The sequence below is a fragment of the Variovorax sp. GW821-FHT09B01 genome (genome assembly GCF_059418345.1).
On record NZ_JBWKPQ010000027.1, the window covers coordinates 33,682 to 58,293 of the forward strand.

At 71.3% G+C, this 24,612-nt stretch carries 27 protein-coding genes; 18 read left to right on the plus strand and 9 right to left on the minus strand.

What is annotated here, in order from left to right:
- Positions 1-29 precede the first annotated feature (29 nt).
- Complete coding sequence (locus AC07RV_RS39485) at positions 30-671, plus strand: c-type cytochrome (protein WP_093350392.1); 642 nt, start codon at positions 30-32, stop codon at positions 669-671.
- A 99-nt stretch (positions 672-770) separates the two neighbouring features.
- Here AC07RV_RS39485 and AC07RV_RS39490 read toward each other — a convergent pair whose 3' ends face one another.
- Genes AC07RV_RS39490 through AC07RV_RS39500 form a run of 3 tightly spaced genes read right to left on the minus strand, consistent with a single transcriptional unit; the run spans position 771 to position 2,883 of the window.
- Positions 771-1,307: a DUF2946 family protein gene (locus AC07RV_RS39490; RefSeq protein WP_093350389.1), complete on the minus strand. Its 537-nt coding sequence runs from the start codon at positions 1,305-1,307 to the stop codon at positions 771-773.
- A gap of 4 nt (positions 1,308-1,311) precedes the next feature.
- On the minus strand, positions 1,312-2,403 hold the full coding sequence (locus AC07RV_RS39495) for a YheT family hydrolase (RefSeq protein ID WP_444814219.1): 1,092 nt from the start codon (positions 2,401-2,403) through the stop codon (positions 1,312-1,314).
- A gap of 27 nt (positions 2,404-2,430) precedes the next feature.
- Positions 2,431-2,883, minus strand: coding sequence for a YybH family protein (locus tag AC07RV_RS39500; protein ID WP_057593960.1), 453 nt, complete (start codon positions 2,881-2,883; stop codon positions 2,431-2,433).
- A gap of 218 nt (positions 2,884-3,101) precedes the next feature.
- Here AC07RV_RS39500 and rutA point away from each other — a divergent pair, with 218 nt between their 5' ends.
- The 6 genes from rutA to rutF are packed head-to-tail and all read left to right on the plus strand — an operon-like array spanning position 3,102 to position 7,390.
- Positions 3,102-4,214 (plus strand): pyrimidine utilization protein A, encoded by a 1,113-nt coding sequence (rutA, locus tag AC07RV_RS39505; protein WP_296777952.1) that lies wholly within the window; start codon positions 3,102-3,104, stop codon positions 4,212-4,214.
- Between the two features lie 13 nt (positions 4,215-4,227).
- Positions 4,228-5,019 (plus strand): pyrimidine utilization protein B, encoded by a 792-nt coding sequence (gene rutB, locus AC07RV_RS39510; RefSeq protein WP_296777948.1) that lies wholly within the window; start codon positions 4,228-4,230, stop codon positions 5,017-5,019.
- Positions 5,020-5,044: 25 nt separating this feature from the next.
- Positions 5,045-5,437: a pyrimidine utilization protein C gene (gene rutC / locus AC07RV_RS39515; protein ID WP_208511345.1), complete on the plus strand. Its 393-nt coding sequence runs from the start codon at positions 5,045-5,047 to the stop codon at positions 5,435-5,437.
- A 5-nt stretch (positions 5,438-5,442) separates the two neighbouring features.
- Positions 5,443-6,249: a pyrimidine utilization protein D gene (rutD, locus tag AC07RV_RS39520; protein ID WP_296777942.1), complete on the plus strand. Its 807-nt coding sequence runs from the start codon at positions 5,443-5,445 to the stop codon at positions 6,247-6,249.
- Positions 6,246-6,842 (plus strand): malonic semialdehyde reductase, encoded by a 597-nt coding sequence (locus AC07RV_RS39525; protein WP_296777939.1) that lies wholly within the window; start codon positions 6,246-6,248, stop codon positions 6,840-6,842. Before rutD ends, AC07RV_RS39525 begins: the two co-directional genes overlap by 4 nt.
- A gap of 23 nt (positions 6,843-6,865) precedes the next feature.
- Entirely contained in the window at positions 6,866-7,390 is a 525-nt protein-coding gene (rutF, locus tag AC07RV_RS39530; protein ID WP_281081036.1) for an NADH-dependent FMN reductase RutF, read from the plus strand.
- A gap of 10 nt (positions 7,391-7,400) precedes the next feature.
- On the opposite strand, the gene rutR is transcribed toward rutF, so the two are convergent.
- Entirely contained in the window at positions 7,401-8,096 is a 696-nt protein-coding gene (gene rutR / locus AC07RV_RS39535) for an HTH-type transcriptional regulator RutR (protein ID WP_093350367.1), read from the minus strand.
- 206 nt (positions 8,097-8,302) lie between these two features.
- On the opposite strand from rutR, the gene AC07RV_RS39540 reads away from it, so the two are divergent.
- The 7 genes from AC07RV_RS39540 (at position 8,303) to AC07RV_RS39570 (ending at position 15,155) form a co-directional block, all read left to right on the plus strand.
- Positions 8,303-9,304 (plus strand): isopenicillin N synthase family dioxygenase, encoded by a 1,002-nt coding sequence (locus AC07RV_RS39540; RefSeq protein WP_296777933.1) that lies wholly within the window; start codon positions 8,303-8,305, stop codon positions 9,302-9,304.
- A gap of 5 nt (positions 9,305-9,309) precedes the next feature.
- Positions 9,310-9,696 (plus strand): VOC family protein, encoded by a 387-nt coding sequence (locus AC07RV_RS39545; protein ID WP_093350364.1) that lies wholly within the window; start codon positions 9,310-9,312, stop codon positions 9,694-9,696.
- Between the two features lie 82 nt (positions 9,697-9,778).
- Positions 9,779-10,876: a BMP family ABC transporter substrate-binding protein gene (locus tag AC07RV_RS39550; RefSeq protein ID WP_296777930.1), complete on the plus strand. Its 1,098-nt coding sequence runs from the start codon at positions 9,779-9,781 to the stop codon at positions 10,874-10,876.
- 20 nt (positions 10,877-10,896) lie between these two features.
- The gene (locus AC07RV_RS39555; protein WP_296777927.1) at positions 10,897-12,423 is read left to right on the plus strand and encodes an ABC transporter ATP-binding protein; all 1,527 of its coding nucleotides are present in this window, start codon (positions 10,897-10,899) and stop codon (positions 12,421-12,423) included.
- Positions 12,416-13,549, plus strand: a complete 1,134-nt coding sequence (locus AC07RV_RS39560) for an ABC transporter permease (protein WP_296777924.1) — start codon at positions 12,416-12,418, stop codon at positions 13,547-13,549. Before AC07RV_RS39555 ends, AC07RV_RS39560 begins: the two co-directional genes overlap by 8 nt.
- On the plus strand, positions 13,546-14,478 hold the full coding sequence (locus AC07RV_RS39565) for an ABC transporter permease (RefSeq protein ID WP_296777922.1): 933 nt from the start codon (positions 13,546-13,548) through the stop codon (positions 14,476-14,478). The genes AC07RV_RS39560 and AC07RV_RS39565 overlap by 4 nt, the downstream gene beginning before the upstream one ends.
- Before the next feature lie 2 nt (positions 14,479-14,480).
- Positions 14,481-15,155 (plus strand): cysteine hydrolase family protein, encoded by a 675-nt coding sequence (locus AC07RV_RS39570; RefSeq protein WP_366928988.1) that lies wholly within the window; start codon positions 14,481-14,483, stop codon positions 15,153-15,155.
- Positions 15,156-15,159: 4 nt separating this feature from the next.
- Here AC07RV_RS39570 and AC07RV_RS39575 read toward each other — a convergent pair whose 3' ends face one another.
- A complete protein-coding gene (locus AC07RV_RS39575) occupies positions 15,160-15,933 on the minus strand; it encodes a hypothetical protein (RefSeq protein ID WP_296777915.1) in 774 nt (257 codons plus the stop codon).
- 47 nt (positions 15,934-15,980) lie between these two features.
- Here AC07RV_RS39575 and AC07RV_RS39580 point away from each other — a divergent pair, with 47 nt between their 5' ends.
- The 3 genes from AC07RV_RS39580 to AC07RV_RS39590 are packed head-to-tail and all read left to right on the plus strand — an operon-like array spanning position 15,981 to position 18,046.
- The gene (locus tag AC07RV_RS39580) at positions 15,981-16,580 is read left to right on the plus strand and encodes a LemA family protein (RefSeq protein WP_371268851.1); all 600 of its coding nucleotides are present in this window, start codon (positions 15,981-15,983) and stop codon (positions 16,578-16,580) included.
- Positions 16,581-16,595: 15 nt separating this feature from the next.
- Positions 16,596-17,525, plus strand: a complete 930-nt coding sequence (locus AC07RV_RS39585) for a TPM domain-containing protein (RefSeq protein ID WP_296777912.1) — start codon at positions 16,596-16,598, stop codon at positions 17,523-17,525.
- Positions 17,526-17,527: 2 nt separating this feature from the next.
- On the plus strand, positions 17,528-18,046 hold the full coding sequence (locus tag AC07RV_RS39590) for a TPM domain-containing protein (protein WP_172705455.1): 519 nt from the start codon (positions 17,528-17,530) through the stop codon (positions 18,044-18,046).
- 9 nt (positions 18,047-18,055) lie between these two features.
- Here AC07RV_RS39590 and pdeM read toward each other — a convergent pair whose 3' ends face one another.
- Positions 18,056-18,763 carry a ligase-associated DNA damage response endonuclease PdeM gene (gene pdeM / locus AC07RV_RS39595; RefSeq protein WP_296777910.1) on the minus strand — a complete coding sequence of 236 codons (708 nt, stop codon included), beginning with the start codon at positions 18,761-18,763 and terminating at the stop codon, positions 18,056-18,058.
- Positions 18,764-18,840: 77 nt separating this feature from the next.
- Here pdeM and trxC point away from each other — a divergent pair, with 77 nt between their 5' ends.
- Positions 18,841-19,290 carry a thioredoxin TrxC gene (gene trxC / locus AC07RV_RS39600; RefSeq protein ID WP_208512441.1) on the plus strand — a complete coding sequence of 150 codons (450 nt, stop codon included), beginning with the start codon at positions 18,841-18,843 and terminating at the stop codon, positions 19,288-19,290.
- Positions 19,291-19,294: 4 nt separating this feature from the next.
- Here trxC and AC07RV_RS39605 read toward each other — a convergent pair whose 3' ends face one another.
- Genes AC07RV_RS39605 through AC07RV_RS39615 form a run of 3 tightly spaced genes read right to left on the minus strand, consistent with a single transcriptional unit; the run spans position 19,295 to position 24,593 of the window.
- Complete coding sequence (locus AC07RV_RS39605) at positions 19,295-21,898, minus strand: ligase-associated DNA damage response DEXH box helicase (RefSeq protein ID WP_296777904.1); 2,604 nt, start codon at positions 21,896-21,898, stop codon at positions 19,295-19,297.
- Positions 21,895-23,550: an ATP-dependent DNA ligase gene (locus tag AC07RV_RS39610; protein ID WP_296777902.1), complete on the minus strand. Its 1,656-nt coding sequence runs from the start codon at positions 23,548-23,550 to the stop codon at positions 21,895-21,897. Before AC07RV_RS39610 ends, AC07RV_RS39605 begins: the two co-directional genes overlap by 4 nt.
- Positions 23,547-24,593: a ligase-associated DNA damage response exonuclease gene (locus AC07RV_RS39615; protein WP_296777899.1), complete on the minus strand. Its 1,047-nt coding sequence runs from the start codon at positions 24,591-24,593 to the stop codon at positions 23,547-23,549. The genes AC07RV_RS39610 and AC07RV_RS39615 overlap by 4 nt, the downstream gene beginning before the upstream one ends.
- Positions 24,594-24,612: the final 19 nt, after the last annotated feature.

The window sequence follows — 24,612 nt, forward strand, 5'->3', positions numbered from 1 at the left end:
CCCGACGAGCCCCCGATTTTGAGGACGCCATGAGCGCAGACCCGCATTACCAGGCCACCGAAGAAGCCCACACCGGTCCGATCAAGAATCCCAAGCAACTGCTGCTGGCGGTCTTTTTCTCCTTCCTCGCACCCATCTTCATCATTGTGGGCCTCGTGGCCTACGTGGTGTCCGGCAACAAGCCGGCAGGTACCGCCGAGGGCGACAACATGGCGCTCTACGGCGTCACCCAGGAAGCCCGCGACCGCGAGGTCGGCGAGCGCCTGAAGAAGATCGGCGCGATCGAGATCCGCGATGCCAACCGCCCGCTGGCGGCCGGCGAAGCGGTGTTCAAGGCCCAGTGCGTCGCCTGCCACGGCGCGCCCGGCATTCCCGGCGCACCGCATCTGAACGACGCGGCTGCCTGGGGCCCGCGCATCGGCCAGGGCTACGCCACGCTGCTCGAGCATGCGCTCAAGGGCAAGGGCGCGATGCCGGCCCAGGGCGGCGGCGACTTCGAGGACCTCGAGATCGGCCGTGCCGTGGTCTACATGGCCAATGCTGGCGGCGCCAAGTTCCCGGTGCCCGAGCGTCCGGCGGCGGCAGCCCCGGCCGATGGCGCTTCGGCGGCCGCGGCCCCTGCGGCTTCGGGCGCGGCGCCTGCGGCTCCCGCGGCCAGCGCCAGCAAGTAATTCGGAAGAGGACCGCGGCCCGCGCGCCGCGTCCACCCAGCAAAAAGCCGGCTTCGCGCCGGCTTTTTTGTGTTCGATTGCTACGTTTTAGATAGCAACTCAGGCCTGCGTGGCATGGCGTTCGGCCGGGCTCAGCACATGCCCGAAGCGCGCCGGCAGTTCCGCCGCCGTCACCGTCTCGGGCGTCCACAACCCCTGCTCGATCGCATCGGCCGCGAGCCCCACGTCCTGCGTGTGGACCAGCCCCAGGCCGAGGCCCGCCGACAGATAGAGGTGCCCATGCTCGTCGAGCAGGCAGCCCGTGACTTCGACGGCCTGCCCCGTGTGCGCCGTCACCGCGAAGCCCGTCTCGGCGATGCGCCACACCAGCGGCGCCGCCTCCAGCTCCACGTAGACGCGCTGCGGCCCGTTCTGGAAGAACCACTGGCCCTCGTCGTCGTGCTCGTAGTTGCGGTGGATGAAGTCAATCAGCTTGTCGTGCCGCAGCATCGAGCCCTTGGCGGCCGGAAACGGTCCCTGGGCCTGGGTGCGGTCGTCGCGCATGTACCAGTTGCCGCGCGCGTCGAGGCCGAGCCAGCCGTAGCAGTGCGGAACGTTGGGCCACTTGGCCAGGGCCTGTCTGACGATGTCGTCCATGGCCTCATTGTCCTCGCGGCGTGGCGCGCACCGCGTCGGCCGGCACGCCGGCCTGGCGGCAGAGCCAGCGCCCGACCTGCTCGGGCATGCCGCGCACGTGACCGGGCGGCCGCCCCATCGGAAAGCCCACGTGGCCGCCGTGCGCGGGCTGCCACAGCGTGACGTGGCGGCCGACCTCGCCGGGCCGCGGCAGGCTGGCCGCGGGAATGAAGGGATCGTTGCGCGCGTTGACCGCCAGCGCGGGCACGCGGATCGCGCCCAGGTGCGGCTTGGCCGAGCCGCGCCGCCAGTAGTCGTCCGCGTCGACGAAGCCGTGCAGCGGCGCGGTGAAGACGTCGTCGAAGGTCCGCAGGTCGCGCGCGGCCGCGAGCCGGGCACCATCGAACAGCCCCGGGAACTGCGCCAGCTTGGCCAGCGCCTTGGGCTTCATGGTCGCGAGGAACATGCGGGTGTAGACCAGCCGGTTGAAGCCGCGGCCGATGGCATCGCCGCCCGCCGCGAGATCGAGCGGCGAGCACACCGAGGCCACCGCGCCCACCACCTGCGAGGCGCTCTCGCCGGCCTCGCCGGCCCAGCGCATCAGCGCATTGCCGCCGAGCGAGACGCCAGCCGCGAGCACCGGCGCGCCGTCCTTGCGGCTGGCGCGCATGCGCGCCAGGATCCAGCCGATCTCCTCGAAGTCGCCCGAGTGGTAGGCGCGCGGCGCGAGGTTCATCTCGCCGCTGCAGCCGCGGAAATGCGGCACGGCGAAGTCCATGCCGCGCGCGGCGGCGAAGTCGGCGAAGGCCTCGGCATAGTGGCTGCGCGAGGAGCCCTCGAGGCCGTGGAACAGCACCAGCAAGGGCCGGCCGCCAGCCTCGCCCCGCGAACCGGGCGCATCGGCGAAGTCCACGTCGACGAAGTCGCCGTCGGGCGCGGCCCAGCGCTCGCGCCGGTAGACCGGTGCCGCACCCTCGAAGCGGCGCGCATAGAGCGCGCCCCAGATCGTCTGCAAATTGCCGCCGGGCAGCCAGCGTGGCGCCAGGTAGTCCATCGCGGACGGCGAGGACGAGTCGGAAGGACCGGAGGGAAAGGAAGAAGGAAGGAACGCGGACATCGAACGAAGGAAGAGAACGCCCGGCGCTCAGTGCAGCATCTGCGGCAGTTCGTTCGCGTCGTCGGGCTCGCGCGCGCTGCCCGGGCTCGCATGGTGCGCCACCATGCGCCAGCCCTGCGCGGTCTTGTGATAGACGTTGGTCGCCAGCACGAAGGCATGGCGCGGTCCCTCGACCGTGAGCACCTCGATGCGCTCGAGCACGTTGTGGACCGCGCTCGCGATCGAGTCGATCTTGCGCACGTGCGCGGGCGTGGCGTGGATCGCGCCGTTGCCGAACATCTGCTCGAAGGCCGAGCGGATCGCCGCCGTGCCCACCAGCCGCGGACCGCCCGGATGGACGCAGAACACCTCGTCCTCGTCGGCCCAGCAGGCCATCAGCGCGTCGATGTCGCCGCGCTGCAGCGCCTCGTAGAAGGCGGCCTCGATGTCGTCGGCGGTGCCGCCGATGGCCGCGGCGGTGCGGAGTGGGGACTTGGGCATGGGCGTGATTCTGCCGCGCCGTGCGTGACGCGGGCACTGCACTGCTTTGGCACGGCGCGCACCGTGCCGCCGCAGCCTCGGGCGATCGACCGCTCCACTTTGGACCATTTGGACAAAACAACGGCCCTAAAAATCATCAAGCCATTGATTTGAAAGGATTTTTCCGACTGGCACGCCGCATGCAAGGAGCCTCGCCATCCCGCAACCGGAGCTCTTCCATGAACGTCGGCATCTTCATTCCCATCGGCAACAACGGCTGGCTGCTGTCCGAGAACGCCCCGCAGTACAAGCCCAGCTTCGAGCTCAACAAGGCGATCACGCTGAAGGCCGAGCACTACGGCGTCGACTTCGCGCTGTCGATGATCAAGCTGCGCGGCTTCGGCGGCAAGACGGAGTTCTGGGACCACAACCTCGAGTCTTTCACGCTCATGGCCGGGCTCGCGGCCGTCACCACCAAGATCAAGCTGTTCGCCACCGCGGCCTCGCTGGTCATGCCGCCGGCCATCGTCGCGCGCATGGCCTCGACCATCGACTCGATCTCCAACGGCCGCTTCGGCCTCAACCTCGTCACCGGCTGGCAGCGCCCCGAGTACTCGCAGATGGGCATGTGGCCCGGCGACCAGTTCTTCGGCACGCGCTACGAATACCTGTCCGAATACATCCAGGTGCTGCGCGATCTCTGGGGCACGGGCCGCTGCGACTTCAAGGGCACGCATTTCCGGATGGACGACTGCCGCCTGAGCCCGCGCCCGCAGGTCGACATGAAGGTGATCTGCGCCGGCCAGAGCGACGCCGGCATGGCGTTCTCGGCCAAGTACGCCGACTACAACTTCTGCTTCGGCAAGGGCGTGAACACGCCGCGCGCCTTCGCGCCCGCGGCCGAGAAGCTGATCGAGGCCAGCGCCGCCACGGGCCGCCACGTCACCAGCTATGTGCTGATGATGGTGATCGCCGACGCGACCGACGAGGCCGCGCGCGCCAAGTGGGAGCACTACAAGGCCGGCGCCGACAGCGAGGCCATCGCCTGGCTCGGCGCGCAGGGCGCGGCCGACACCAAATCGGGCGCCGACACCAACGTGCGGCAGATGGCCGACCCGACCTCGGCCGTGAACATCAACATGGGCACGCTCGTGGGCTCCTACGAAACCGTGGCGCGCCTGCTCGACGAGGTGGCCGAGGTGCCCGGCACCGAGGGCGTGCTGCTGACCTTCGACGACTTCCTCGCGGGCGTCGAGGCCTTCGGCGAGCGCATCCAGCCGCTGATGAAGAGCCGCGCGCACGTGCCGAGCCCGGTGCCCTCGCGCGTCGAACCCGAGCGCCTCGCGGCCTGAGCCGGAGCACGCCATGAACGCACCGGCCCGCAACGCCACCCTCACCTCGACCACGCCCGTCGGCGCGCCGCGCGCCGCGGGCGCACCCGCCCCGCTGATCCTGCCCGCGCGCCCCGAGCCGCTCGCGCTGCATGCGAGCGACACCGCGCTCGTCGTGGTCGACATGCAGAACGCCTATGCCTCGCTCGGCGGCTACGTCGATTCGGCCGGCTTCGACATCTCGGGCGCGCAGGGCACCATCGCCGGCATCGTGCGCGCCATCGCCGCGGCGCGCGCGGCCGGCCTGCTCGTCGTGTTCCTGCAGAACGGCTGGGACGCCGGCTATGTCGAGGCCGGCGGCCCCGGCTCGCCCAACTGGCACAAGTCGAACGCGCTCAAGACCATGCGCGCGCGGCCCGAGCTGCAGGGCCGCTTCCTCGCCAAGGGCGGCTGGGACTACGAGCTCATCGACGAGATGAAGCCGCAGCCCGGCGACATCGTCGTGCCCAAGACGCGCTACAGCGGCTTCTTCAACAGCACGCTCGACAGCACGCTGCGCTCGCGCGGCATCCGCCACCTCGTGTTCACCGGCATCGCGACCAACGTCTGCGTGGAGTCCACGCTGCGCGACGCCTTCCACCTCGAGTACTTCGCCGTGATGCTCGAGGACGCCACGCACGAGCTCGGCGGGGCCGCGATCCAGCAGGCCTCGGTCTACAACGTCGAGACCTTCTTCGGCTGGGTCTCCTCGGTCGACCACTTCTGCCGCAGCTTCGCGCCGGCCGCACTGCCGCAACCCGCCCCGGCCGAAACGGCCACCGCCTGATCCTCTTTTCTCCAGGAGCCTTCCCATGCCCAAGCAAGCCATCATCCCGCCCGGCACCGGCGTGCCGCTCGCCCCCTACGTGCCCGGCACGCTCGCCGACGGCGTGCTCTACGTCTCGGGCACGCTGCCCTTCGACAAGGACAACAACGTGGTCCACGTCGGCGATGCCGCCGCGCAGGCGCGCCATGTGCTCGCCACCATCCAGGGCGTGGTCGAGGCCGCGGGCGGCACCATGGACGACGTGACCTTCAACCAGATCATGATCAAGGACTGGGCCGACTACGCGAAGATCAACGCGGTCTATGCCGAGTTCTTCCCCGGCACCAAGCCGGCGCGCTTCTGCATCCAGTGCGGCCTGGTGAAGCCCGACGCGCTGATCGAGATCGCCTCGATCGCGCACGTGGGCCGCAAGGCCTGAGCTCGATGAGCACCCTGCACTACGAGGTGCATGGCCCTTCGGATGCCGCGGCCACGGTGCTGCTGTCGTCGGGCCTCGGCGGCTCGGCCGGCTTCTGGCAACCGCAGCTCGGCGCGCTGGTCGCCGCCGGCCACCGCGTCATCGCCTACGACCAGCGCGGCACCGGCCGCAGCCCCGCCGCGCTGCCCGAGGCCTATGCGATCGCCGACATGGCGCGCGACGTGCTCGAGATCCTCGATGCCACGCACACCGCGCAGTGCCACTTCGCGGGCCACGCGCTCGGCGGCCTCGTGGGCCTGCAGCTCGCGCTCGACGCACCCGCGCGCATCGCGAGCCTGGTGCTCGTCAACGCGTGGGCCCGACCCAATCCGCATTCGGCGCGCTGCTTCGACGCGCGGCTCGCGCTGCTCGGCGCCTGCGGTGCGCGCGCCTATGTCGAGGCGCAGCCGATCTTCCTGTACCCCGCGGCCTGGGCCGCCGAGCATGCGCAGCGCGTGGCCGACGAGGTCGACCATGCCTTCGCGCACTTTCCGGGCGAGGCCAACATGCGCGCGCGCATCGGCGCGCTGCGCGCCTTCGACGTGGCTTCGCGCCTCGGCGAGATCGCCGCGCCCGTGCTGATCGCGGCCGCCAAGGACGACGTGCTCGTGCCCTGGACCTGCTCGCAGCACCTGGCCGACGGCCTGCGCGACGTCACGCTCGACTTCGTCGCGCACGGCGGCCATGCCCACAGCGTGACCGAGGCCGAGGCCTTCAACCGCGGCCTGCTCGATTTCCTCTCGCGGGTCGCCGCACCCGCCGCCATCGCATGATCACTTCCTCTTCGCTCGACGACGCGGCGCTCGCGCTGCTCTTCACCGCCGCGCGCAGCCACAACGGCTGGACCGCCGAACCGGTGCCCGACGCGCAGCTGCGCCAGCTGCACGCGCTCGCCAGCCTCGGGCCGACCTCGGCCAACTGCTCGCCCGCGCGCTTCGTGTTCGTGCGCACGCCCGAGGGCAAGGCCCGGCTCGCGCCCGCGCTGTCCAAGGGCAACCTCGACAAGACCATGAGCGCACCCGTCACCGTCATCGCCGCTTGGGACCGCAGGTTCTACGACCGGCTGCCCAGCCTCTTCCCGCATGCCGATGCGCGCAGCTGGTTCACCGGCAGCCCCGAGGCCGCGCACGAGACGGCCTTTCGCAATGCCAGCCTGCAGGCCGGCTACCTGCTGCTGGCGGCGCGCGCGCTCGGGCTCGACGCGGGCCCGATGTCGGGCTTCGACAAGGCCAAGGTCGACGCCGCCTTCTTCGAGGGCAGCGACTGGACCGTCAACTTCCTCATCAACCTCGGCCACGGCGACGCGTCGAAGCTGTTCGGGCGCCTGCCGCGCCTGGGCTTCGACGAGGCCTGCGTGCTGGCCTGAAAGCACCTGGCATGCAACACGCCATGGCCTCCATTCCGACGCCCGCCGGGTTGCCGCCCGGCCTGCAGAAAAGCGACTATCGCAACGCAATGGCGCGACTGGGCGCGGCCGTCAACATCATCACCACCGACGGTCCCGCGGGCCGCGCCGGCTTCACGGCCTCGGCCGTCTGCAGCGTGACCGACGAGCCGCCGACCCTGCTCGTGTGCCTGAACCGCTCGGCCTCGGTGTACCCGGCCTTCAAGGCCAATGGCGTGCTGTGCGTGAACGTGCTGGCCGCGGGCCATCAGTCGCTGTCCGCGCTGTTCGGCGGCCGCACGCCGATGGACGAGCGCTTCGCCGCCGGCCGCTGGCGCCGCGATGCCACCGGCTCGCCGATGCTCGAGGACGCGGCCGTCTCCTTCGACTGCCGCGTGATGCACGCCACCAGCGCGGGCACGCACGACGTGCTGTTCTGCGAAGCCGTGGCCATCGCCATCGGCGGCGCGGCGCAGGGGCTGATCTACTTCGATCGGCGCTATCACGAGATCGCGGCGCCGCCGCACTGAAGCCGCGAACTCAACGCGGCTCGATGCCCTGCAGCACGATGCGCTGCACGTTCTCCACGGTGCGCTCGAAGAATCCCTCGTCTTCCAGCGTGTGACCCGACAGCGCCTGCACCTGCACGCCGAAGTCGGCGTAGTGCTGCGTGATCGCCCACAGCGCGAAGATCAGGTGCGGCGGATCGACCGGCGCGAGCTTGCCGGCCTCGACCCAGGCGCGGATCACTTCGGACTTCTTCTCCACCAGCGTGCGCAGCTCGCGATCGAGTTCGTCGCGCAGCAGCGGCGCGCCCTGGATCATCTCGAGGCAGAACAGGCGCGAGGCATCGGGCCGGTCGCGCGAGATCACGAGCTTGCGGCGGATGTAGTCGCCGATCGCCTCGCGCGGATCCTGCTCGGCGCTGAAGCCGCGCAGCGGCTCCAGCCACAGCGCGAGCAGGTCGCGCAGCACGTTGACGTAGAGCTCTTCCTTGTTCGCGAAGTAGTAGAGCAGGTTGCTCTTCGACACGTCGGCGCGCGCGGCCACCTGGTCGATCGAGGTGCCGTGCAGCCCGAAGCGCGAGAACAGCCCGAGCGCCGCGCCCAGGATCGCGCTGCGCTTGTTCTCGATCTGGCGCAGCCGCCGGTTCACCGCCGACGCGCTGCGCACGGCGGGCTTGCGGCTCGGCTTCTCGCTGTGGCTGGCCGCGGCCAGCGCCTTGGTCTTCGGCATCTTCCCTCGCTCTTTCTGTCTTCGTCGATCGTTGGTTCGGAACGCGCACCACTGTAAGGCCGCGATGCATCGCACCGCGCCGCGCCGGTGTTCCGAAGGCCTCGCGGCGCACCATGCTGACGCGACGAAAGCGATTTGTCCATTTGGTCCAACTGGCACAGACGTTGCATGGCGAAAGGCATGCCAAGCCCATGGAGCCATTCGCCATGACCCTGCTGTCCGTTCCCATCATCGATCTCGCGCCGTACTTCGCCGGCACCGCCGAAGGCAAGGCCGAGGTCGCGTACAAAGTCGACGAAGCCTGCCGCAGCATCGGCTTCCTCGTGATCACCAACCACGGCATCGCGCCCGAGCTGATCGAACGCGTGGCCTCGCTGTCGCGGCGCTTCTTCGAGCTGCCCCTGGCCGAGAAGCGCAAGGTCGACCGCCCGCGCGAGGACGCGGTGCGCGGCTACAGCGCGGTCGGCGAGGAAGGCCTGTCGTACAGCCTCGAGGAGGCGGCACCGGGCGACCTCAAGGAGTCGTTCTCGATCGGCCCCTCGAACGTGCCCGACGACGACTACCACCGCGGTCCCGCGGCCGGCCCGCACTTCGAGCCCAACAGCTGGCCGCCGATCGAGGGCTTCCGCGAAGCCTACGAGGGCTACTTCGAGGCGATGAGCGATCTCTCGCGCTCGCTGATGCGCGTGTTCGCGCTCGGCCTCGCGCTGCCCGAGCGCTTCTTCGACGACAAGATCGACCGCCACATCAGCATGTTCCGCGTGCTGAGCTATCCGCCACAGCGCGAGCAGCCGCTGCCGGGCCAGCTGCGCGCGGGCGCGCACAGCGACTACGGCAGCCTCACCATCGTGCTGCCCGACGACAAGGGCCTGCAGGTGTTCAACAAGGCCGGCCAGTGGGTCGACGTGCCGCAGGTCGAGGGCGGCCTGGTCGTCAACATCGCCGACCTGATGATGCAGTGGACCAACGACCAGTGGGTGTCGACGCTGCACCGCGTGATCAACCCGCCCTTCGAGGTGGCGAGCACCAACCGACGGCAGTCGCTGGTGTTCTTCCACCAGCCCAACTACGACGCGATGGTCGAGTGTCTGCCGAGCTGCCTCGCGCCCGGCGAACAACCGAAGTACGCGCCGATCTCCTCGGGCGACCACCTGACCTCGAAGTTCGTCAAGCAGACGACCTTCGGCGGCACCAAGGTGACGGCGTAGAGCACATGGCCCACCTGTCCTACGTCAACGTCTTCGCGAAGGACGTGGTCGCGCTCAGCGGCTTCTACCAGCGCGTGTTCGGTTTCCCCGAGATCGAGGCGATCCGCTCGCCGATCTTCCGCGGCCTCGACACCGGCAAGTCGAGCCTGGGCTTCAACGCGCTCGATGCCTACGAACTGCTGCAGCTCGCCGAGTTCTCCGACACGCGCGGCGTGAAGTTCCTGCTCAACATCGACGTCGACAGCCAGGACGAGGTCGACCGGATGGTGCCGATCGCGCTCGAGGCCGGCGCCACGCTCGTCAAGGCGCCCTATCGCACCTACTACGACTGGTACCAGTCGGTGTTGCTCGATCCCGAGGGCAACGTGTTCCGCATCAACTTCATGCTGTGACGCGAACGCGGCGTCCCCGCGCCTGCTCGTTCTCCTTCTTCTTTCCGCCCCTTCCGTCATGCCTCTCTCGAAAGGTCGCTCCATGTCGCGCACTCCCGTTTCCTGCCTCGCCCTGGCCTTCGCGGCGGGCGCGGCGTCCCTCGCGGCGCTGCCCGCGGCCGCCGCCGACGGCTTCACGCTCAAGGACAAGCCCAAGATCGCGATGCTCTACTTCGGCCCCAAGAACGACGGCGGCTGGACCCAGGCCTTCGACGAGGCGCGCGCGAAGATCGAGAAGGAACTCGGCCAGAAGATCCAGTTCGTCGAGAACGTGCCCGAGGACGCCTCGGCCATCAAGCCCGCGGCCGAGAAGTTCATCCAGCGCGGCGCCAACATCGTCATCGGCACGGCCTTCGGCTACTCCGACAGCTTCAAGGACCTGGCCGCCAAGTACCCCGACGTCGCCTTCCTCAACGGCTCGGGCACCACCAACGGCCGCAACCTCGAATCCTTCTACGGCCGCACCTACGAGAGCCAGTACCTGTGCGGCATGGCCGCGGGCGCGGCCTCCAGGAGCGGCAAGCTGGGCTTCGTCGCGGCCAATCCCTTCGGCGTGGTGAACTGGACCATCAACGCCTTCGCGCTCGGCGCGCAGAAGATGAACCCCAACGCCACCGTCAACGTGATCTACACCGGCGCGTGGAACGACCCCGTGAAGGAACGCGCCGCCGCCGCCGCGCTGATCGACCAGGGCGCCGACGTGATCGGCCAGCACGTCGACAGCCCCACGCCGCAGATCGTCGCGCAGGAGCGTGGCGTCTACGGCACCGGCCACCACCGCGACCTGCGCCAGTTCGCGCCCAAGGCCACGCTGTGCTCCTCGGTCTGGGTGTGGGACCGCTTCCTGACGCCCGAGCTCAAGAAGATCATGGCCGGCAACTGGAAGCCCGCCGAGTACGGCGCCTTCATTTCGATGAAGGACGGCGGCACCGACATCGCGGGCTTCGGTCCGGCCGTGCCCAAGGACAAGGCCGCGCTGATCACCGCCGAGCGCGACGCGCTCATGAAGGGCAAGCAGATCTACGCCGGCCCGCTGGCCGACCGCGACGGCAAGGAGCGCGTGGCCAAGGGCGCCGTGCTGTCCGATGCCGACCTCTGGAAGATGGACTGGTTCGTCAAGGGCGTGGTCACGCAGAAGTAGCCGCGAGGAATTCCACCCCCATGCCCAACGCGCTCGAACTCACCGGCATCCGCAAATCCTTCGACGGCTTCGCGGCGCTGACCGACGCGCACTTCGCCGCGCGCTGGGGCGAGGTGCATGCGCTGCTCGGCGAGAACGGCGCGGGCAAGTCCTCGCTGATGAACATCGCGGCCGGCCTCTATGCGCCCGAGGCGGGCCAGCTGCTGGTCGACGACAACGCGGTGCGCTTCGCCGGCCCGCGCGATGCGGCGCGCCAGCGCATCGGCATGGTCCACCAGCATTTCAAGCTGGTGCGGCCCTTCACCGTGGCGCAGAACATCCTGCTGACCGCGCCGCCTTCGGCCGAGTTCCGAAGCCATGGCGAGCGGCTGCGCGACATCGCGCGCGACATCCGCAACAAGGCCTCGGCGCTGGGCTTCGACATCGACCCGATGCGCCGCGTCGACACGCTCTCGATCGCCGAACAGCAGCGCGTGGAGATCCTCAAGGTGCTGCTCGCGGGCGCGCGCATCCTGATCCTCGACGAGCCCACCGCCGTGCTGACCGACCAGGAGGCCGCGCGGCTGCTGCAGACCGTGCAGGGGCTCGCGCGCGGCGGCGCCGCGGTGGTGCTGGTCACGCACAAGATGGCCGACGTGAAGACCTATGCCGACCGCGTGACCGTGATGCGCGGCGGCCGCACCGTGGCCACGCTGCGCCCGCAGGACGCGTCGGTCGCCGAGCTCGTGAAGCTCACGGTGGGCGAAGCGGTCGCGGCCTCGGCCTTCCGGCCCGCGCCCTCGGCACGCGGCGCGGTGCGCCTGTCGGTGCGCGGCCTGCGCACCCCCGCCTCGCCCGAGGGACGCCGCGTGCTCGACGGCGTCGACCTCGTGCTGCACGCGGGCGAGATCTACGGCCTGGCCGGCGTCGGCGGCAACGGCCAGGGCGAGCTGGCCGGCGCGATCCTCGGCCTGCCGGGCGAGGCCGTCGAGGGCGAGATCCGGCTCGAGGGCCATGGCGACCTGAAGGCGATGGCCGCCGCGGCGCGCCGCGGGCTCGGCATCGCGGCGATCCCGGCCGACCGCTACGGGCTCGCGCTCGCGGGCGGGCTGTCGGTGGCCGAGAACTACGCCATCGGCCGCGTGCACACGGGCCGCTACGGCCCGGTGTGGCGGCTGCGGCGCGGCCGCATCCAGGCCGACACGCAGGAGGCGGTGCGCGCCTTCGACGTGCAGGGCGTGCGCTCGGTGGCGCAGAAGGCCGCGCTGCTGTCGGGCGGCAATGCGCAGAAGCTGGTGCTGGCGCGCGAGTTCGGCAAGTCGCCCACCTTGGTGCTCGCGCACAGCCCGAGCCGCGGGCTCGACGTGCGCGCCAGCGCCGAGGTGCATGCGCGGCTGCGTGCCGCGCGCGACGGCGGCGCCGCGGTGCTGCTGATCAGCGAGGACCTCGACGAGGTGCTGCAGCTGGCCGACCGCGTGGGCGTGATGACGCGCGGGCGCATCGCGGGCGAGTTCGCGCAGCCGGCCGACCGCCAGGCCATCGGGCAGGCGATGGTGGACCATGGCTGAAGCCGCGCTCGCCCCCGACACCGCGCGCGGCTCGGCACCGCATCGCGTGCAGCCGCTGGCACGCCGCCGCTACGCGCTCGAGATCCGCCAGCACATGGCCTGGCGCTGGCAGGCGCTGATCCTCGCGGCCGCGCTGGCCGCGGGCTTCGCGATCTCGGCCGCGATCCTCGTGGCCGCGGGCGTGCCGGCCGACGAGCTCGCCAACGAGTTCGTGACCCAGACCTTCCTCGACGGCCAGAACTTCCGCGCCGTGCTGTTCCAGGCCGCGCCGATGATCCTGGTCGGCCTCGCGGGCTCGCTGGCCTTTCGCGCGCGCTTCTGGAACCTCGGGCTCGAGGGCCAGATGATCTGGGGCGCCATCGGCGCGACCGCCGTCTCGATCTGGCAGCTCGGCCCCGAGCCGCTGCGCCTGCCGCTGATGTTCGCGGCCGCCATCGGCTGCGGCCTGCTGTGGGTGCTCGGGCCCGCCTGGCTCAAGCTCAGGCTGGGCGTGAACGAGATCATCTCGACCTTGATGCTCAACTACATGGCGGCCAACTTCCTGCTGCACCTGGTCTACGGCGCCTGGAAGGATCCGAAGGACAGCTTCCCCTACTCGCCGCAGTTCCGCGCCTTCGAGCGGCTGCCCGAGCTCGGGGCCGGCATCGGCAGCGCGATCCTGCTCGCGGGCATCGTCGCGCTGCTGGCCTGGTGGCTGGTGGGCGTGAGCCGCGCGGGCCTGTACCTGCGCTTCGTCGATGCCAACCCGCGCGTGGCGCATGCCAACGGCGTGCCGGTGCGGCGCACGATCTACGGCGCGGTGCTGCTGTCGGGCGCGATGGCCGGGCTCGCGGGCTTCGCGGTCGCCGCGGGCCAGGAGGGCCGGCTCACACAGGCCTTCTACCAGGGCTACGGCTTCTCGGGCATCCTGATCGCCTTCCTCGCGCGCAACAACCCGCTCGCGGCCACGGTGGTGGCGCTGCTGGTGGCGGCGCTGTTCGTCACCGGGCGCAGCCTGCAGGTGTTCTACCAGGTGCCGTTCTCGATGGTGCAGCTGATCCAGGCCATCATCGTGGTGTGCGTCGCCTCGAGCGACTTCTTCATCCGCCACCGACTGCGCCGCGTCGGCACACAGGCCGCGCCATGAACGGCGGCGTGATCCTCAACTGGCTCGCGAGCACGCCCGACTTCGCGGTGCCCTATGCACTGGCCGCCCTCGGCCTGATCCTCAGCGAACGCGCGGGCGTGCTCTCGCTCGGCGCCGAGGGGTTGATGCTGGTGGGCGCGCTGGCCGGCATCGGCGCGCAGATCGCGATCGGCCAGCCCGCGGTGTCGCTGGCCCTCGCGATGCTGGCGGCGGCCACGGTGTCGGTGCTGTTCGCGGTCATGGTGATCTGGCTGCGCGTGAACCAGGTGATCGCCGGGCTGGCGCTGGTGTTCTTCTGCCAGGGGCTCACGGCGCTGGTCGGCAGCCTGGCCGGGTGGACCAACCATGCCACCGAGGGCATCGGCGCGATGGGGCTGTGGCCGCTGTCGCAGCTGCCGGTCGTGGGCCGGCTGTTCGAGCAGAACGCGATGGTGTGGCTCACGCTGCCGCTGTTCGGTGCGGTGGCCTGGTTCTTCGCGCGCACCGCCACCGGCCTGCGGCTGCGCGCCGTGGGCGAGAACCCGCAGGCGGCCGACGCGGCCGGCATCCGCGTGCCGGCCTGGCGCTTCGCGGCGGTGCTCGCGGGCTCGGCGCTGGTGGGCCTGGCGGGCGCCTACATCTCGGTGGTCAGCACCAAGCTGTGGATCGCGGGCATGACCGGCGGGCGCGGCTGGATCGCGGTGGGCCTGGTGATCTTCGCGCGCTGGTCGCCGTGGAAGGCGCTGGTGGGCGCGCTGCTGTTCGGCTGCATCGAGGCGCTGATCCCGCAACTGGCCGCGGCCGGCGTGCAGTTGCCGCAGTACTTCGTGATGATGACGCCCTACGCGGTGACGCTCGGCGTGATGGTCTGGGTGGCGCTGTCGCGACGCGGCGCCGACGAGGAGCCCGGCGCCCTCGGCCAGGCCTATGTGCGGGAGGAAAGAAGATGACGCTGAAGGCCTGGGTCTACGACGCGCCGCGCGAGCTCGAGGCGGCGCGCTTCGCCGACTACCTCGATCCGAGGACCACCGCGGTGGTCTCGATCGACATGCACCGCGGCCACCTCGACGACGATCCCGCCTGCCCGTGCCCGGCGCCGCGCGCCCGCGAGGTGGTGGCGCCGATCGACGGCTTCCACGACGAAGCGCGCGCGCTCGGCGTGCGCATCGTGCACGTGAAGTCGGTGCTGCGGCCCGACGGCAGCGACGACCTGCGCGGCATTCCGGCCGCCTGGCGGCGCACCTTCCCGCTGCACGTGGGCGAGATCCCGAACGCCGACGCGCATGCCCTCGAGGGCTCGAAGTGGACCGAGTGGGTCACGCGCGTGGAACCCGGCGACCTGCGCGTGGACAGCAAGCGGCGCCTCTCGGCCTTCTATCCCACCGACCTCGACTTCCTGCTGCGCAACCAGCGCATCGAGACCGTCGTGCTCGACGGCGGCTTCACCGACTGCTGCGTGCTCAACACCGCCTTCGACGCCAACAACCACAACTACCGCGTGATCGTGCTGCGCGACCTGGTGCGCGGCACCGACACGCGGCTCGAGAGCGCGGCGCTCGCGATGGTCTCGCTGCACCTCGGGCTGGTGATGGAATCGCGGGAGCTGCTGCGCCAGTGGCGCGGCTGAGCGGCTACGCCTCGGCCGGCGCGCCGAGCCACTCGCGCGCCACCGCCTGCATCGCCCCGGGCTGCGCCGCGCGCCACACCACCTCGGGCGCCGCGATGTGCACGCCCGGCGGCGCGATGCGCAGCGCGAGGTCGACCAGTTCGGCCAGCTTCGACGGCCGCACCGGCTGCTCGCTGCTGGGCACCATGTAGCTCAGCGTTCCGAGCATCCAGGCCGCCAGCCGCTCGGGGCGGCTCGCGCGCTGCGCCGCGGCCGGCTTGCGCGCCGAGCGCAGGATCAGCAGGCGCTCGAAGCCGCAGGCCACCACGGCCTGCTCGTCGAGGTTCGCGAGGCCGCGCTTGAGCGCCTCGGGCAGCCGGCCCTGGTCGTGCGGCTGCACGATGACGAGGGTCTGCACGCCGCAGGCGCGCAGCCAGCGCGCGAGCGCCGGCAGTTGCTCGGGGTCGGGCAGCCACAGCGCGCGCTCGCGGCCGTGGTACAGGCGCGGAGCGTCGAAGGCCACGATCGCGGCCCGGGCCGAGGTCGGCGGCCACTGCTCAATCGGCAGCGACGGGCACAGGCAGGACTCGACGCCGGGCAGCCCGTCGTGCATGGGCTCGCTCACCAGCACGCGCACATGCGCATGGCGGTGGCTGCCCGCGAGCCGGTGCAGCAGGTCCTGCCCCAGCGCGCCGGTGGCGCCGGCAATGAGCAGCGTGCCGAAGGCGGCGGAGGCGTCGGGGATGGGCACCGCCGGGCGGTTCGCGCCGCGCAGGGCTTGAAGCGGATCGAGGGACATAGGGGCACCTATGCTAACTTCGGCCCCATTCTGTGGAGGTAATGCAAATGATGATGAAGCGCTGGCTCCTGATCCTCGCGGCGGTCCTGTCCCTCAGCGGATGCGGCTACAACCAGTTCCAGTCGCTCGACGAGGCCAGCAAGTCGGCCTGGAGCGAGGTGCTCAACCAGTACCAGCGGCGCGCCGACCTGGTGCCCAACATCGTCGCCACCGTGAAGGGCGAAGCGGCCTTCGAGCAGGACACGCTGACCAAGGTGATCGAGGCGCGCGCCAAGGCCACTTCGATCCAGGTCACGCCCGAGACGCTCAACAACCCCGAGGCCTTCAACAAGTTCCAGCAGGCGCAGGGCGAGCTCTCCTCGGCGCTGTCGCGGCTGATGGTGGTGTCGGAGCGCTACCCCGACCTCAAGGCCAACCAGTCGTTCCGCGACCTGCGCGTGACGCTCGAGGGCACCGAGAACCGCATCACCGTGGCGCGCAACCGCTACATCGAGAGCGTGCAGGAGTACAACGTGCTCGCGCGCAGCTTCCCGACCAACCTCACGGCCAAAGTCTTCGGCTACGCGCCCAAGCCCAACTTCTCGGTGCAGAACGAAGCCCAGATCTCGGTGCCGCCGACGGTCGACTTCGGCGCGCCGAAGAAGTAAGGCAAAGCTGCGCCGATGGCCGCAGCCCTGATCCGCCGCCTGCTGGCCGCGTTCCTCGCCGTGGCGCTCGGCTGGGCCGCGCTGCCGGCCTTCGCGCAGGCCCCGCTGCCGGTGCCCGCGCTCACGGCGCGCGTGATCGACCAGACCGGCACGCTCGACGCCGCGCAGCGCGCCGGCCTCGAGACCAAGCTCGCGGCCTTCGAGCAGCGCAAGGGCTCGCAGATCGCGGTGCTGATGGTGCCGACCACGCAGCCCGAGGACATCGAGAGCTACACCCAGCGCGTGGGCGATGCCTGGAAGATCGGCCGCAAGGGCGTGGGCGACGGCCTGCTCGTGATCGTCGCCAAGGACGACCGCCGGATGCGCATCGCCCCCGCCAAGGCGCTCGAGGGCGCGGTGCCCGACCTCGCGGCGGCGCGCATCGTCGACGAGGAGATGAAGCCGCGCTTTCGCAACGGCGACTTCGCGGGCGGCATCAACGCGGCGGTCGACCGGCTGATCGGCCTGGTCGACGGCGAGCCGCTGCCCGAGCCCGCGCGCGACGGTGGCGGCGGCGGCAGCAGCCAGGGCTTCGACTGGGAGAACCTCGCGATCTTCCTGTTCGTCGGCGTCTTCATCGGCGCGCCGATCGTGCGCGCGATCCTCGGCAAGACCCTGGGCTCGGTGGTCATGGGCGGCGGCATCGGCGTGGTCGCGTTCTTCCTCACCACCAGCCTCGTGATCGCGGTGCTCGCGGGCATGGTCGCGCTCGTGGTCTCGCTGGCCTCGGGCCTCGCGCGCTTCGGCGGTGGCGGCTGGAGCAGCGGGGGTGGCGGCGGTGGCTGGAGCGGCGGCGGAGGTGGCGGCTGGGGCGGCGGTGGCGGTCGCAGTGGCGGCGGAGGCGGCGGCTTCAGCTCGGGCGGCGGCGGCAATTTCGGCGGCGGCGGCGCCTCGGGAGACTGGTGAGCATGGCAACCCTCTTCTCCAAACTCGGCCGCATGTGGCGCCATCGCTGGATCGACGAGGCCGCGGTGCGCCGCGTGCTGCCGGCCGACGCGCTCGCGCGGCTGGCCGCGCGCGTGGGCGCGAGCGAGCGGCGCCACAGCGGCGAGATCCGCATCTGCATCGAGGCCGGCCTGCCGATGTCCTACCTGCGCCGCGAGGCGCCGGCACGGCAGCGCGCGGTCACGCTGTTCGGCAAGCTGCGCGTGTGGGACACCGAGCACAACAACGGCGTGCTGATCTACCTGCTGCTGGCCGAGCACGCGATCGAGATCGTGGCCGACCGCGGCATCGATGCGCGGGTGAGCGACGACGACTGGCGCGCGATGGCGCAGCGCATGGGCGCCGCCTTTCGCGAAGGCCGCTTCGAGGACGGGCTCACGCAGGCGCTCGAGGAGATGTCGGCGCTGCTGGTCGAGCACTTCCCGCTGCGCGACGACGAGCCCGACCGCAACGAGCTGCCCGACGAACCCGTGGTGCTCTGAGCCGCTTGCTCAATCGGCCGCGGGCAGCGCCCACACGGCCGATCCGCCCACCGCATAGAAGCGCCGCCCCGGCGCCGACTCCATGGTCCAGCCGCCCGTGAACTCACCGAAGGCGGGCAGCACGGCCTGACCTTGCCCTTGTGCTTGCCCTTGCCCTTCCTCGTGCACGAAGCACGGCAGCCGCACGCTGTCGCGCCCCGGCCCATGCAGCCGGCGCGCCGGGTGCAGGTGGCCCGCGAGCACGAAGTGCGTGGGATGCGTCTGCGGATGGTGGCAGCAGGCAAAGGGGCCGAGCAGCCAGGGCTCGTCGACCACCTCGATGCGAAGCGCGGGCGGCGGATCGCCCGCGCGGCTGTCGTGGTTGCCGCGCACCAGCGTCATGGCGAGCGCCGCATGCTTCTCGCGCCATTCCCGCACCACGGGCAACACGGCGCGCGCGGGGGCCGCATGCAGGAAGTCGCCGAGGAACACCAGCCGCTCGGGCGCATGGCGCGCGATCAGCAGGTCGAGCCGCGCGAGGTTCTCGAGCGTGGTGCCGCCCGGCACCGGCAGGCCCAGCGCGCGGAAGGTGGCGGCCTTGCCCAGGTGCAGGTCGGCGACGAACAGCGCCTGCCCGGCCGGCCACCAGAGCGCGCGCTCGGGCAGCAGCTGCACCGCTTCACCCGCCCATTGGAGCGGCAGCGGCGTGGAGGTGGAAGAAGACGGAAGGAAACTCATCGCCGGCCAGTGTCGCAAAAGCGCCGTGCGACCGCGTCCGACTTGCAATTCGCCCGCGCCGCCCCTAGCTTTGCCGGATGACCGAATCGCCCACGCTGCACATCGTCTGCCCGCACTGCCACACCACCAACCGGGTGCGCGAGGCCCAACTGGCCAGCGCGCCCGACTGCGGCAACTGCCACAAGCCGCTGTTCGGCGCCCACTCGGCCGCGCTGCCCGACGTGGCGAGCTTCGACCGCCATATCGCGCGCAACGAGATCCCGGTGCTGGTCGACTTCTGGGCCCCGTGGTGCGGCCCCTGCCGCCAGATGGCGCCGGCCTACGAGCAGGCCGCGGCGCAGCTCGAGCCGCGCGTGCGCGTCGCCAAGGTCGACACCGAGGCCGTGCCCGCGCTGGCCGCGCGCTTCAACATCCGCAGCATTCCGACCCTGGCGCTGTTCAAGGGCGGCCGCGAGGTCGCGCGCCAGGCCGGCGCGATGGGCGCGGCCGACATCGTGCGCTGGGCCAAGGCCCACGGCGCCGGCTGAAGCGCTAAGGCCGCCGCCGGCGTTCGCGCCGCGGCGCCGGCGGTCGGGCAGCGCCCTCCTGCCCGAAGGCCAGCGTGCTTCGCACCCGCTCCGCACCGCCCGCGGTCACGGCACCGCCGGCCGCCTTCTCGAGCTGCTCGACCATGCGCGCGATGCGGTCGGCCACGTTCTCGTTCGACAGCTTCTCGCGGAACAGCTCGACCATCAGCGGAAACGAGAACGGCGTCGGCCGTTCGAGCGCGCGCAGCACCAGCTGCTGCGTGCCCATGCGCGCGAGGCTGGCGGCGAGGCGGCCGATCTCGAGCTCCTGCGACAGCAGCTCGCGCTCGGCCTGCGCGAGCAGCGCGTTGTCGGGGTCGTACTTGCGGAACACCTCCCAGAACAGCGAGGACGAGGCCTGCAACTGCCGGCTGCTGCGCTTCTCGCCCGGATAGCCCTGGAAGATCAGCCCCGACACGCGCGCGATCTCGCGAAAGCGTCGCTGCGCGAGCTCGCCCGCGTTGAGCGAGGCCAGCACCTCGTGCAGCAGTGCCTCGTGCGCCTCTGCCGCGTCACCCGCCGGCATGCCGAGCACTTCAGGCAGCCGCGCGGGCCAGTCGACCTCGCTCGCGCTCAGCAGTTCGAAGCCGTAGTCGTTGACCGCGATCGAGAAGGTGCGCGCCTCGTGCTGCGCCACGCGCCAGGCCAGGAGGCTCGCGAGCCCCAGGTGCACGTGGCGGCCCGCGAACGGATAGAGGAACAGGTGCCAGCCCTCGCGCGTCTTCAGCGTCTCGGCCAGCAGCGTCCTAGGCGTGGGCAGCGCCGACCACTGCTGCTGCAGCTCGAGCAGCGGCCGCACGCAGCGCAGCTCGGGCGATTCCCACAGGCCCTGGTCGGCCAGCGCGAGCTGCTGCACCACCGCGTCGGCCAGCGTGTTCGACAGCGGCATGCGCCCGCCATTCCAGCGCGGCACCGCGGGCCGCTGGCCGCTGGCGCGCCGCACCCAGGCCGTCATGTCGTGGATGCGCACCAGCTCGAGCAACCGGCCGCCGAACAGGAAGCAGTCGCCGGGCTTCATGCGCGCGACGAAGCCCTCCTCCACGCTGCCGATCTTCGCGCCGCCGAGGTACTGCACCGCCATGCTCGCGTCGCTCACGATGGTGCCGATGTTCATGCGGTGGCGCCGTGCGAGCCGCGCATCGGGCACGCGCCACACGCCTTGCTCATCGGGCACCACGCGCTTGTAGTCGGGATAGGCCGCGAGCGAGGCGCCGCCCTGCGCGACGAAGTCCAGGCACCAGGCCCAGTGCGCGCGCGTGAGGCCGGCATAGGCGGCCGTGCCGCGCACCTCCTCGTAGAGATCGTCGGGCACGAAGCCGCCGCCGAGCGCCACGGTCACGAGGTGCTGCACCAGCACGTCGAGCGGCTGGTCGGGCGAATGGCGCGCCTCGATGTGGCCCTCGGCGATCGCGGCGCGCGCCGCCGCGCCCTCGACCATCTCGATGCTGTGCGTGGGCACCAGCGTGATGCGCGAGGGCCGGCCCGGCGCATGGCCCGAGCGGCCCGCGCGCTGCAGCAGCCGCGCCACGCCCTTGGGCGAGCCGATCTGCAGCACGCGCTCCACCGGCAGGAAGTCGACGCCGAGGTCCAGGCTCGAGGTGCAGACCACGGCCTTGAGCTCGCCGCTCTTCAGGCCCAGCTCGACCCACTCGCGCACCTCGCGGTCGAGCGAGCCGTGGTGCAGCGCGATGGTGCCGGCCCATTCGGGCCGCGCCTCGAGCATCGCCTGGTACCAGATCTCCGACTGCGAGCGCGTGTTGGTGAAGACCAGCGTGGTGCTGCTCGCCGCGATCTCCTCGAGCACCTGCGGCAGCATCGTGAGGCCCAGGTGGCCGCCCCAGGGAAAGCGCTCGGCGCGGCCCGGCAGCAGCGAATCGATGACCAGCTTCTTCGGCACCTGGCCCTGCACCAGCACGCCGTCGTCACGGCCCAACAGCGCGTGCATCGCCTCGTGCAGGTTGCCGAGCGTGGCCGACATGCCCCAGACCGCGAGCCCCGCGTTCCAGCGCCGCAGCCGCGCGAGCGCGAGCTGCACCTGCACGCCGCGCTTGTTGCCGAGCAGCTCGTGCCACTCGTCGACCACCACCATCCTCACCTGGCCCAGCACCTCGCTGGCATCGGCGCGCGCGAGCAGCAGCGACAGGCTCTCGGGCGTGGTGACCAGCACCGTGGGCAGGCGCGTGTTCTGCGCGCTGCGCTCGGCCGAGGAGGTGTCGCCGCTGCGCGCGCCCGCGCTCCAGGGCTGCACCCCGGCACCGAGCGCTTCCAGCGGCTGCTGGAGCGCGCGCAGGGTGTCGGCCGCGAGCGCGCGCATCGGCGTGAGCCACAGCACGGTGAGCGGCGGTGCCGGTGCCGGCCGCGCGCCTTCCTTGCGCGGCCGCGCGGCCTGCGCATGGGCCAGCAGCGCGCCGAGCCACACGGCGTAGGTCTTGCCCGCGCCGGTGGTCGCATGCAGCAGGCCCGAGCGGCCCTGCGCCACGGCCTTCCACACCTCGCGCTGGAACTTGAAGGGCTTCCAGCCGCGCGCGTCGAACCAGGCGTCGAGCGCCGCCTTGACCGCCTTGCTCATGACGGCAGCAGCGCGGCCAGCGTCTGCAGCGTGTCGGCCTCTTGCACCGGCTTGTCCTCGCGCCAGCGCAGCATGCGCGGAAAGCGCACCGCGATGCCGCTCTTGTGGCGCGCGCTGCGCGCGATGCCCTCGAAGCCGAGTTCGAACACCAGCGTGGGCTTGACGCTCTTCACCGGCCCGAAGCTCTCGATGGTGGTCCTGCGGATGACCGCGTCGACACGCGCCATCTCGGCATCGGTGAGGCCCGAGTAGGCCTTGGCGAAGGGCACGAGCTTGCGCTCGGCCTGTTCGGGCGGGCCGTCCCACACGGCGAAGGTGTAGTCGCTGTAGAGGCTGGCGCGGCGGCCATGGCCGCGCTGCGCATAGACCAGCACCGCGTCGATGCTCAGTGGATCGATCTTCCACTTCCACCACACGCCCACGTCCTTGGTGCGGCCCACGCCGTACTGCGCGCTGCGGCGCTTGAGCATCATGCCTTCGACACCCATGCTGCGCGCCGCCTCGCGCTGGCGCGCGAGATCGGCCCAGTCGGCGCCGGCCAGCATCGGGCTCGGCAGCAGCAGCGGATGCGCGAGGCGCGCGACCAGCTCGTCGAGCAGCACGCGGCGCTCGGCCTGCGGCAGCGCGCGCAGGTCGCGGCCCTCCCATTCGAGCAGGTCGTAGGCCAGCAGCACCACCGGGATCTCGCGCAGCAGCTTCGGCCCCAGCGTCTTGCGGCCGATGCGCTTCTGCAGTTCGGCGAAGGGCTGCACCCGGCCATCGCGCCACACGGCGATCTCGCCGTCGACCACCGTGCCGTCGGGCAGCGCCTCGCCGAGCGCCGCGAGCTCGGGGAAGCGCTCGGTCACCAGTTCCTCGCCGCGCGACCACAGCCACACCACGCCCGCGCGCTTCACGAGCTGCGCGCGGATGCCGTCCCACTTCCACTCGACGATCCAGTCCGAGGGCGGCCCGAGCGCCGCATCGAACTGCTCGAGCGGCAGGTTGAACGGATGCGCGAGGAAGAAGGGATAGGGCTGCCCGCTGGTCTTCTGCACCTGCTCGGCATCGGACTCGGGCGCGATCAGCGTGCCGTAGTCGCCGGCCCGCGGCCGCGCGCCGATGTGGGTGTAGCCCATGAGCCGCTGCGCGACACGCTTGGCATCGATACCACCGACCGCCGCGAGCGCCTGCGTGACCTGCAGCTTCGACACGCCGACGCGGAAGGCGCCGGTGATGAGCTTGAAATAGACCAGCCGCTCCTCGGCCGCGAGCCTGCGCCACTGCGCGCGCAGCCGCTCGGCCAGTTCCTCGGGCGCCGCCTTCGCGGCCTCGCGCAGCGGCAAGAGGTGCTGCTCGACCCAGGCCGCGAGCCCGAGCTCGTGCGTTTCGCTCGGCGGCGGCAGCAGCAGCGCGATGGTCTCCGCGAGGTCGCCGACGGCCTCGTAGCTTTCGTCGAACAGCCACTCGGGCAGGCCCGCGGCCTCCTGCGCGAGCAGGCGCAGCAGCTTGGTCGGCACCAGCTGGCGCGGCTTGCCGCCCGCGAGGAAGTAGACGGCCCAGGCGGCATCGGCCGGATCGGCCGCGCGCAGGTAGCGCTGCAATGCGGCCTGCTTGGCGAGGCTCGAGGTGCTGGCATCGAGCTCGCGGTAGAGCGCGGCGAAGTCCTTCATGCCGGCGCCGCCTCCCCGGCGGGCGGTGGCGCTTCCTGGTCGTCCTCGTCGCCGTACTCGGTCTTGAAGCCCTGCGCGTCGAGCCCGTTCTCCGACAGCCAGCGCACCATCACCTGCACGCTGCCATGGGTGACGAACACGCGCTCGGCGCCCGTGCCCGCGATCGCCTGCTGCAGCCCGGGCCAGTCCGCATGGTCCGACATCACGAAGCCGCGATCGACGCCGCGCCGGCGCCGCGTGCCGCGCAACTGCATCCAGCCGCTCGCGAAGGCATCGGCATAGGTGCCGAAGCGCTTCATCCACGGCGTGCCCTGCGCCGAGGGCGGCGCCAGCACCAGCGCGCGCTTGAGCATCGCCGCGTCGACGCCGGGATCGGTGACGCGCAAGGTGGCCGGCAACGCCACGCCCGCGGCGCGGTAGACGGCATTGAGCGGCTCGACCGCGCCATGCACGACGATCGGACCGATCGAGGCATCGACGCCGTGCAGGATGCGCTGCGCCTTGCCGAAGGCATAGCAGAACAGCACCGAGGCGCGGCCGGCCTCGGCATTGGCGCGCCACCAGGCGTCGATCTCCGCGATGAGCTGCGCCTGCGAGGGCCAGCGATAGATCGGCAGGCCGAAGGTGGACTCGGTGATGAAGGTGTCGCAGGGCACGGGCTCGAAGGGCGCGCAGGTGCCGTCGGGCTCGGTCTTGTAGTCGCCCGAGGCCACCCAGACGCGGCCGCCATGTTCGAGCCGCACCTGCGCCGAGCCCAGCACGTGGCCGGCCGGATGCAGCGACACGCGCACGCCGCGGTGCTCGATCGCCTCGCCGTAGGGCAGCGTCTGCAGCGGGATGTCGGCGCCCAGGCGCGCGCGCAAGGTGCCGGCGCTGTCGGTGTGGGCGAGGTAGTGGCCGTGGCCGGTGCGCGCATGGTCCGAATGCGCGTGCGTGATGACGGCGCGCGCGACCGGCCGCCAGGGGTCGATGTAGAAATCGCCCGGCGGGCAGTACAGGCCCTCGGGGCGTGCGACGACGAGATCTTCTTCCTGCGCGGGCATGGCATGCCATCGTAGGCGC

What these genes read in the sequence shown, in the direction of transcription:
- AC07RV_RS39565 (WP_296777922.1), top strand. Translation starts at nt 13,546, where the DNA reads ATGAACGGCGGCGTGATCCTCAACTGGCTCGCGAGCACGCCCGACTTC.
- AC07RV_RS39490 (WP_093350389.1), bottom strand. Translation starts at nt 1,307, where the DNA reads ATGGACGACATCGTCAGACAGGCCCTGGCCAAGTGGCCCAACGTTCCG.
- rutA (WP_296777952.1), top strand. Translation starts at nt 3,102, where the DNA reads ATGAACGTCGGCATCTTCATTCCCATCGGCAACAACGGCTGGCTGCTG.
- pdeM (WP_296777910.1), bottom strand. Translation starts at nt 18,763, where the DNA reads ATGAGTTTCCTTCCGTCTTCTTCCACCTCCACGCCGCTGCCGCTCCAA.
- AC07RV_RS39545 (WP_093350364.1), top strand. Translation starts at nt 9,310, where the DNA reads ATGGCCCACCTGTCCTACGTCAACGTCTTCGCGAAGGACGTGGTCGCG.
- AC07RV_RS39555 (WP_296777927.1), top strand. Translation starts at nt 10,897, where the DNA reads ATGCCCAACGCGCTCGAACTCACCGGCATCCGCAAATCCTTCGACGGC.
- AC07RV_RS39550 (WP_296777930.1), top strand. Translation starts at nt 9,779, where the DNA reads ATGTCGCGCACTCCCGTTTCCTGCCTCGCCCTGGCCTTCGCGGCGGGC.
- AC07RV_RS39485 (WP_093350392.1), top strand. Translation starts at nt 30, where the DNA reads ATGAGCGCAGACCCGCATTACCAGGCCACCGAAGAAGCCCACACCGGT.
- AC07RV_RS39585 (WP_296777912.1), top strand. Translation starts at nt 16,596, where the DNA reads ATGGCCGCAGCCCTGATCCGCCGCCTGCTGGCCGCGTTCCTCGCCGTG.
- AC07RV_RS39495 (WP_444814219.1), bottom strand. Translation starts at nt 2,403, where the DNA reads ATGTCCGCGTTCCTTCCTTCTTCCTTTCCCTCCGGTCCTTCCGACTCG.
- AC07RV_RS39590 (WP_172705455.1), top strand. Translation starts at nt 17,528, where the DNA reads ATGGCAACCCTCTTCTCCAAACTCGGCCGCATGTGGCGCCATCGCTGG.
- rutF (WP_281081036.1), top strand. Translation starts at nt 6,866, where the DNA reads ATGGCCTCCATTCCGACGCCCGCCGGGTTGCCGCCCGGCCTGCAGAAA.
- AC07RV_RS39540 (WP_296777933.1), top strand. Translation starts at nt 8,303, where the DNA reads ATGACCCTGCTGTCCGTTCCCATCATCGATCTCGCGCCGTACTTCGCC.
- rutR (WP_093350367.1), bottom strand. Translation starts at nt 8,096, where the DNA reads ATGCCGAAGACCAAGGCGCTGGCCGCGGCCAGCCACAGCGAGAAGCCG.
- AC07RV_RS39605 (WP_296777904.1), bottom strand. Translation starts at nt 21,898, where the DNA reads ATGAGCAAGGCGGTCAAGGCGGCGCTCGACGCCTGGTTCGACGCGCGC.
- AC07RV_RS39610 (WP_296777902.1), bottom strand. Translation starts at nt 23,550, where the DNA reads ATGAAGGACTTCGCCGCGCTCTACCGCGAGCTCGATGCCAGCACCTCG.
- rutC (WP_208511345.1), top strand. Translation starts at nt 5,045, where the DNA reads ATGCCCAAGCAAGCCATCATCCCGCCCGGCACCGGCGTGCCGCTCGCC.
- rutD (WP_296777942.1), top strand. Translation starts at nt 5,443, where the DNA reads ATGAGCACCCTGCACTACGAGGTGCATGGCCCTTCGGATGCCGCGGCC.
- AC07RV_RS39560 (WP_296777924.1), top strand. Translation starts at nt 12,416, where the DNA reads ATGGCTGAAGCCGCGCTCGCCCCCGACACCGCGCGCGGCTCGGCACCG.
- AC07RV_RS39575 (WP_296777915.1), bottom strand. Translation starts at nt 15,933, where the DNA reads ATGTCCCTCGATCCGCTTCAAGCCCTGCGCGGCGCGAACCGCCCGGCG.
- AC07RV_RS39615 (WP_296777899.1), bottom strand. Translation starts at nt 24,593, where the DNA reads ATGCCCGCGCAGGAAGAAGATCTCGTCGTCGCACGCCCCGAGGGCCTG.
- AC07RV_RS39580 (WP_371268851.1), top strand. Translation starts at nt 15,981, where the DNA reads ATGATGATGAAGCGCTGGCTCCTGATCCTCGCGGCGGTCCTGTCCCTC.
- trxC (WP_208512441.1), top strand. Translation starts at nt 18,841, where the DNA reads ATGACCGAATCGCCCACGCTGCACATCGTCTGCCCGCACTGCCACACC.
- AC07RV_RS39525 (WP_296777939.1), top strand. Translation starts at nt 6,246, where the DNA reads ATGATCACTTCCTCTTCGCTCGACGACGCGGCGCTCGCGCTGCTCTTC.
- AC07RV_RS39500 (WP_057593960.1), bottom strand. Translation starts at nt 2,883, where the DNA reads ATGCCCAAGTCCCCACTCCGCACCGCCGCGGCCATCGGCGGCACCGCC.
- rutB (WP_296777948.1), top strand. Translation starts at nt 4,228, where the DNA reads ATGAACGCACCGGCCCGCAACGCCACCCTCACCTCGACCACGCCCGTC.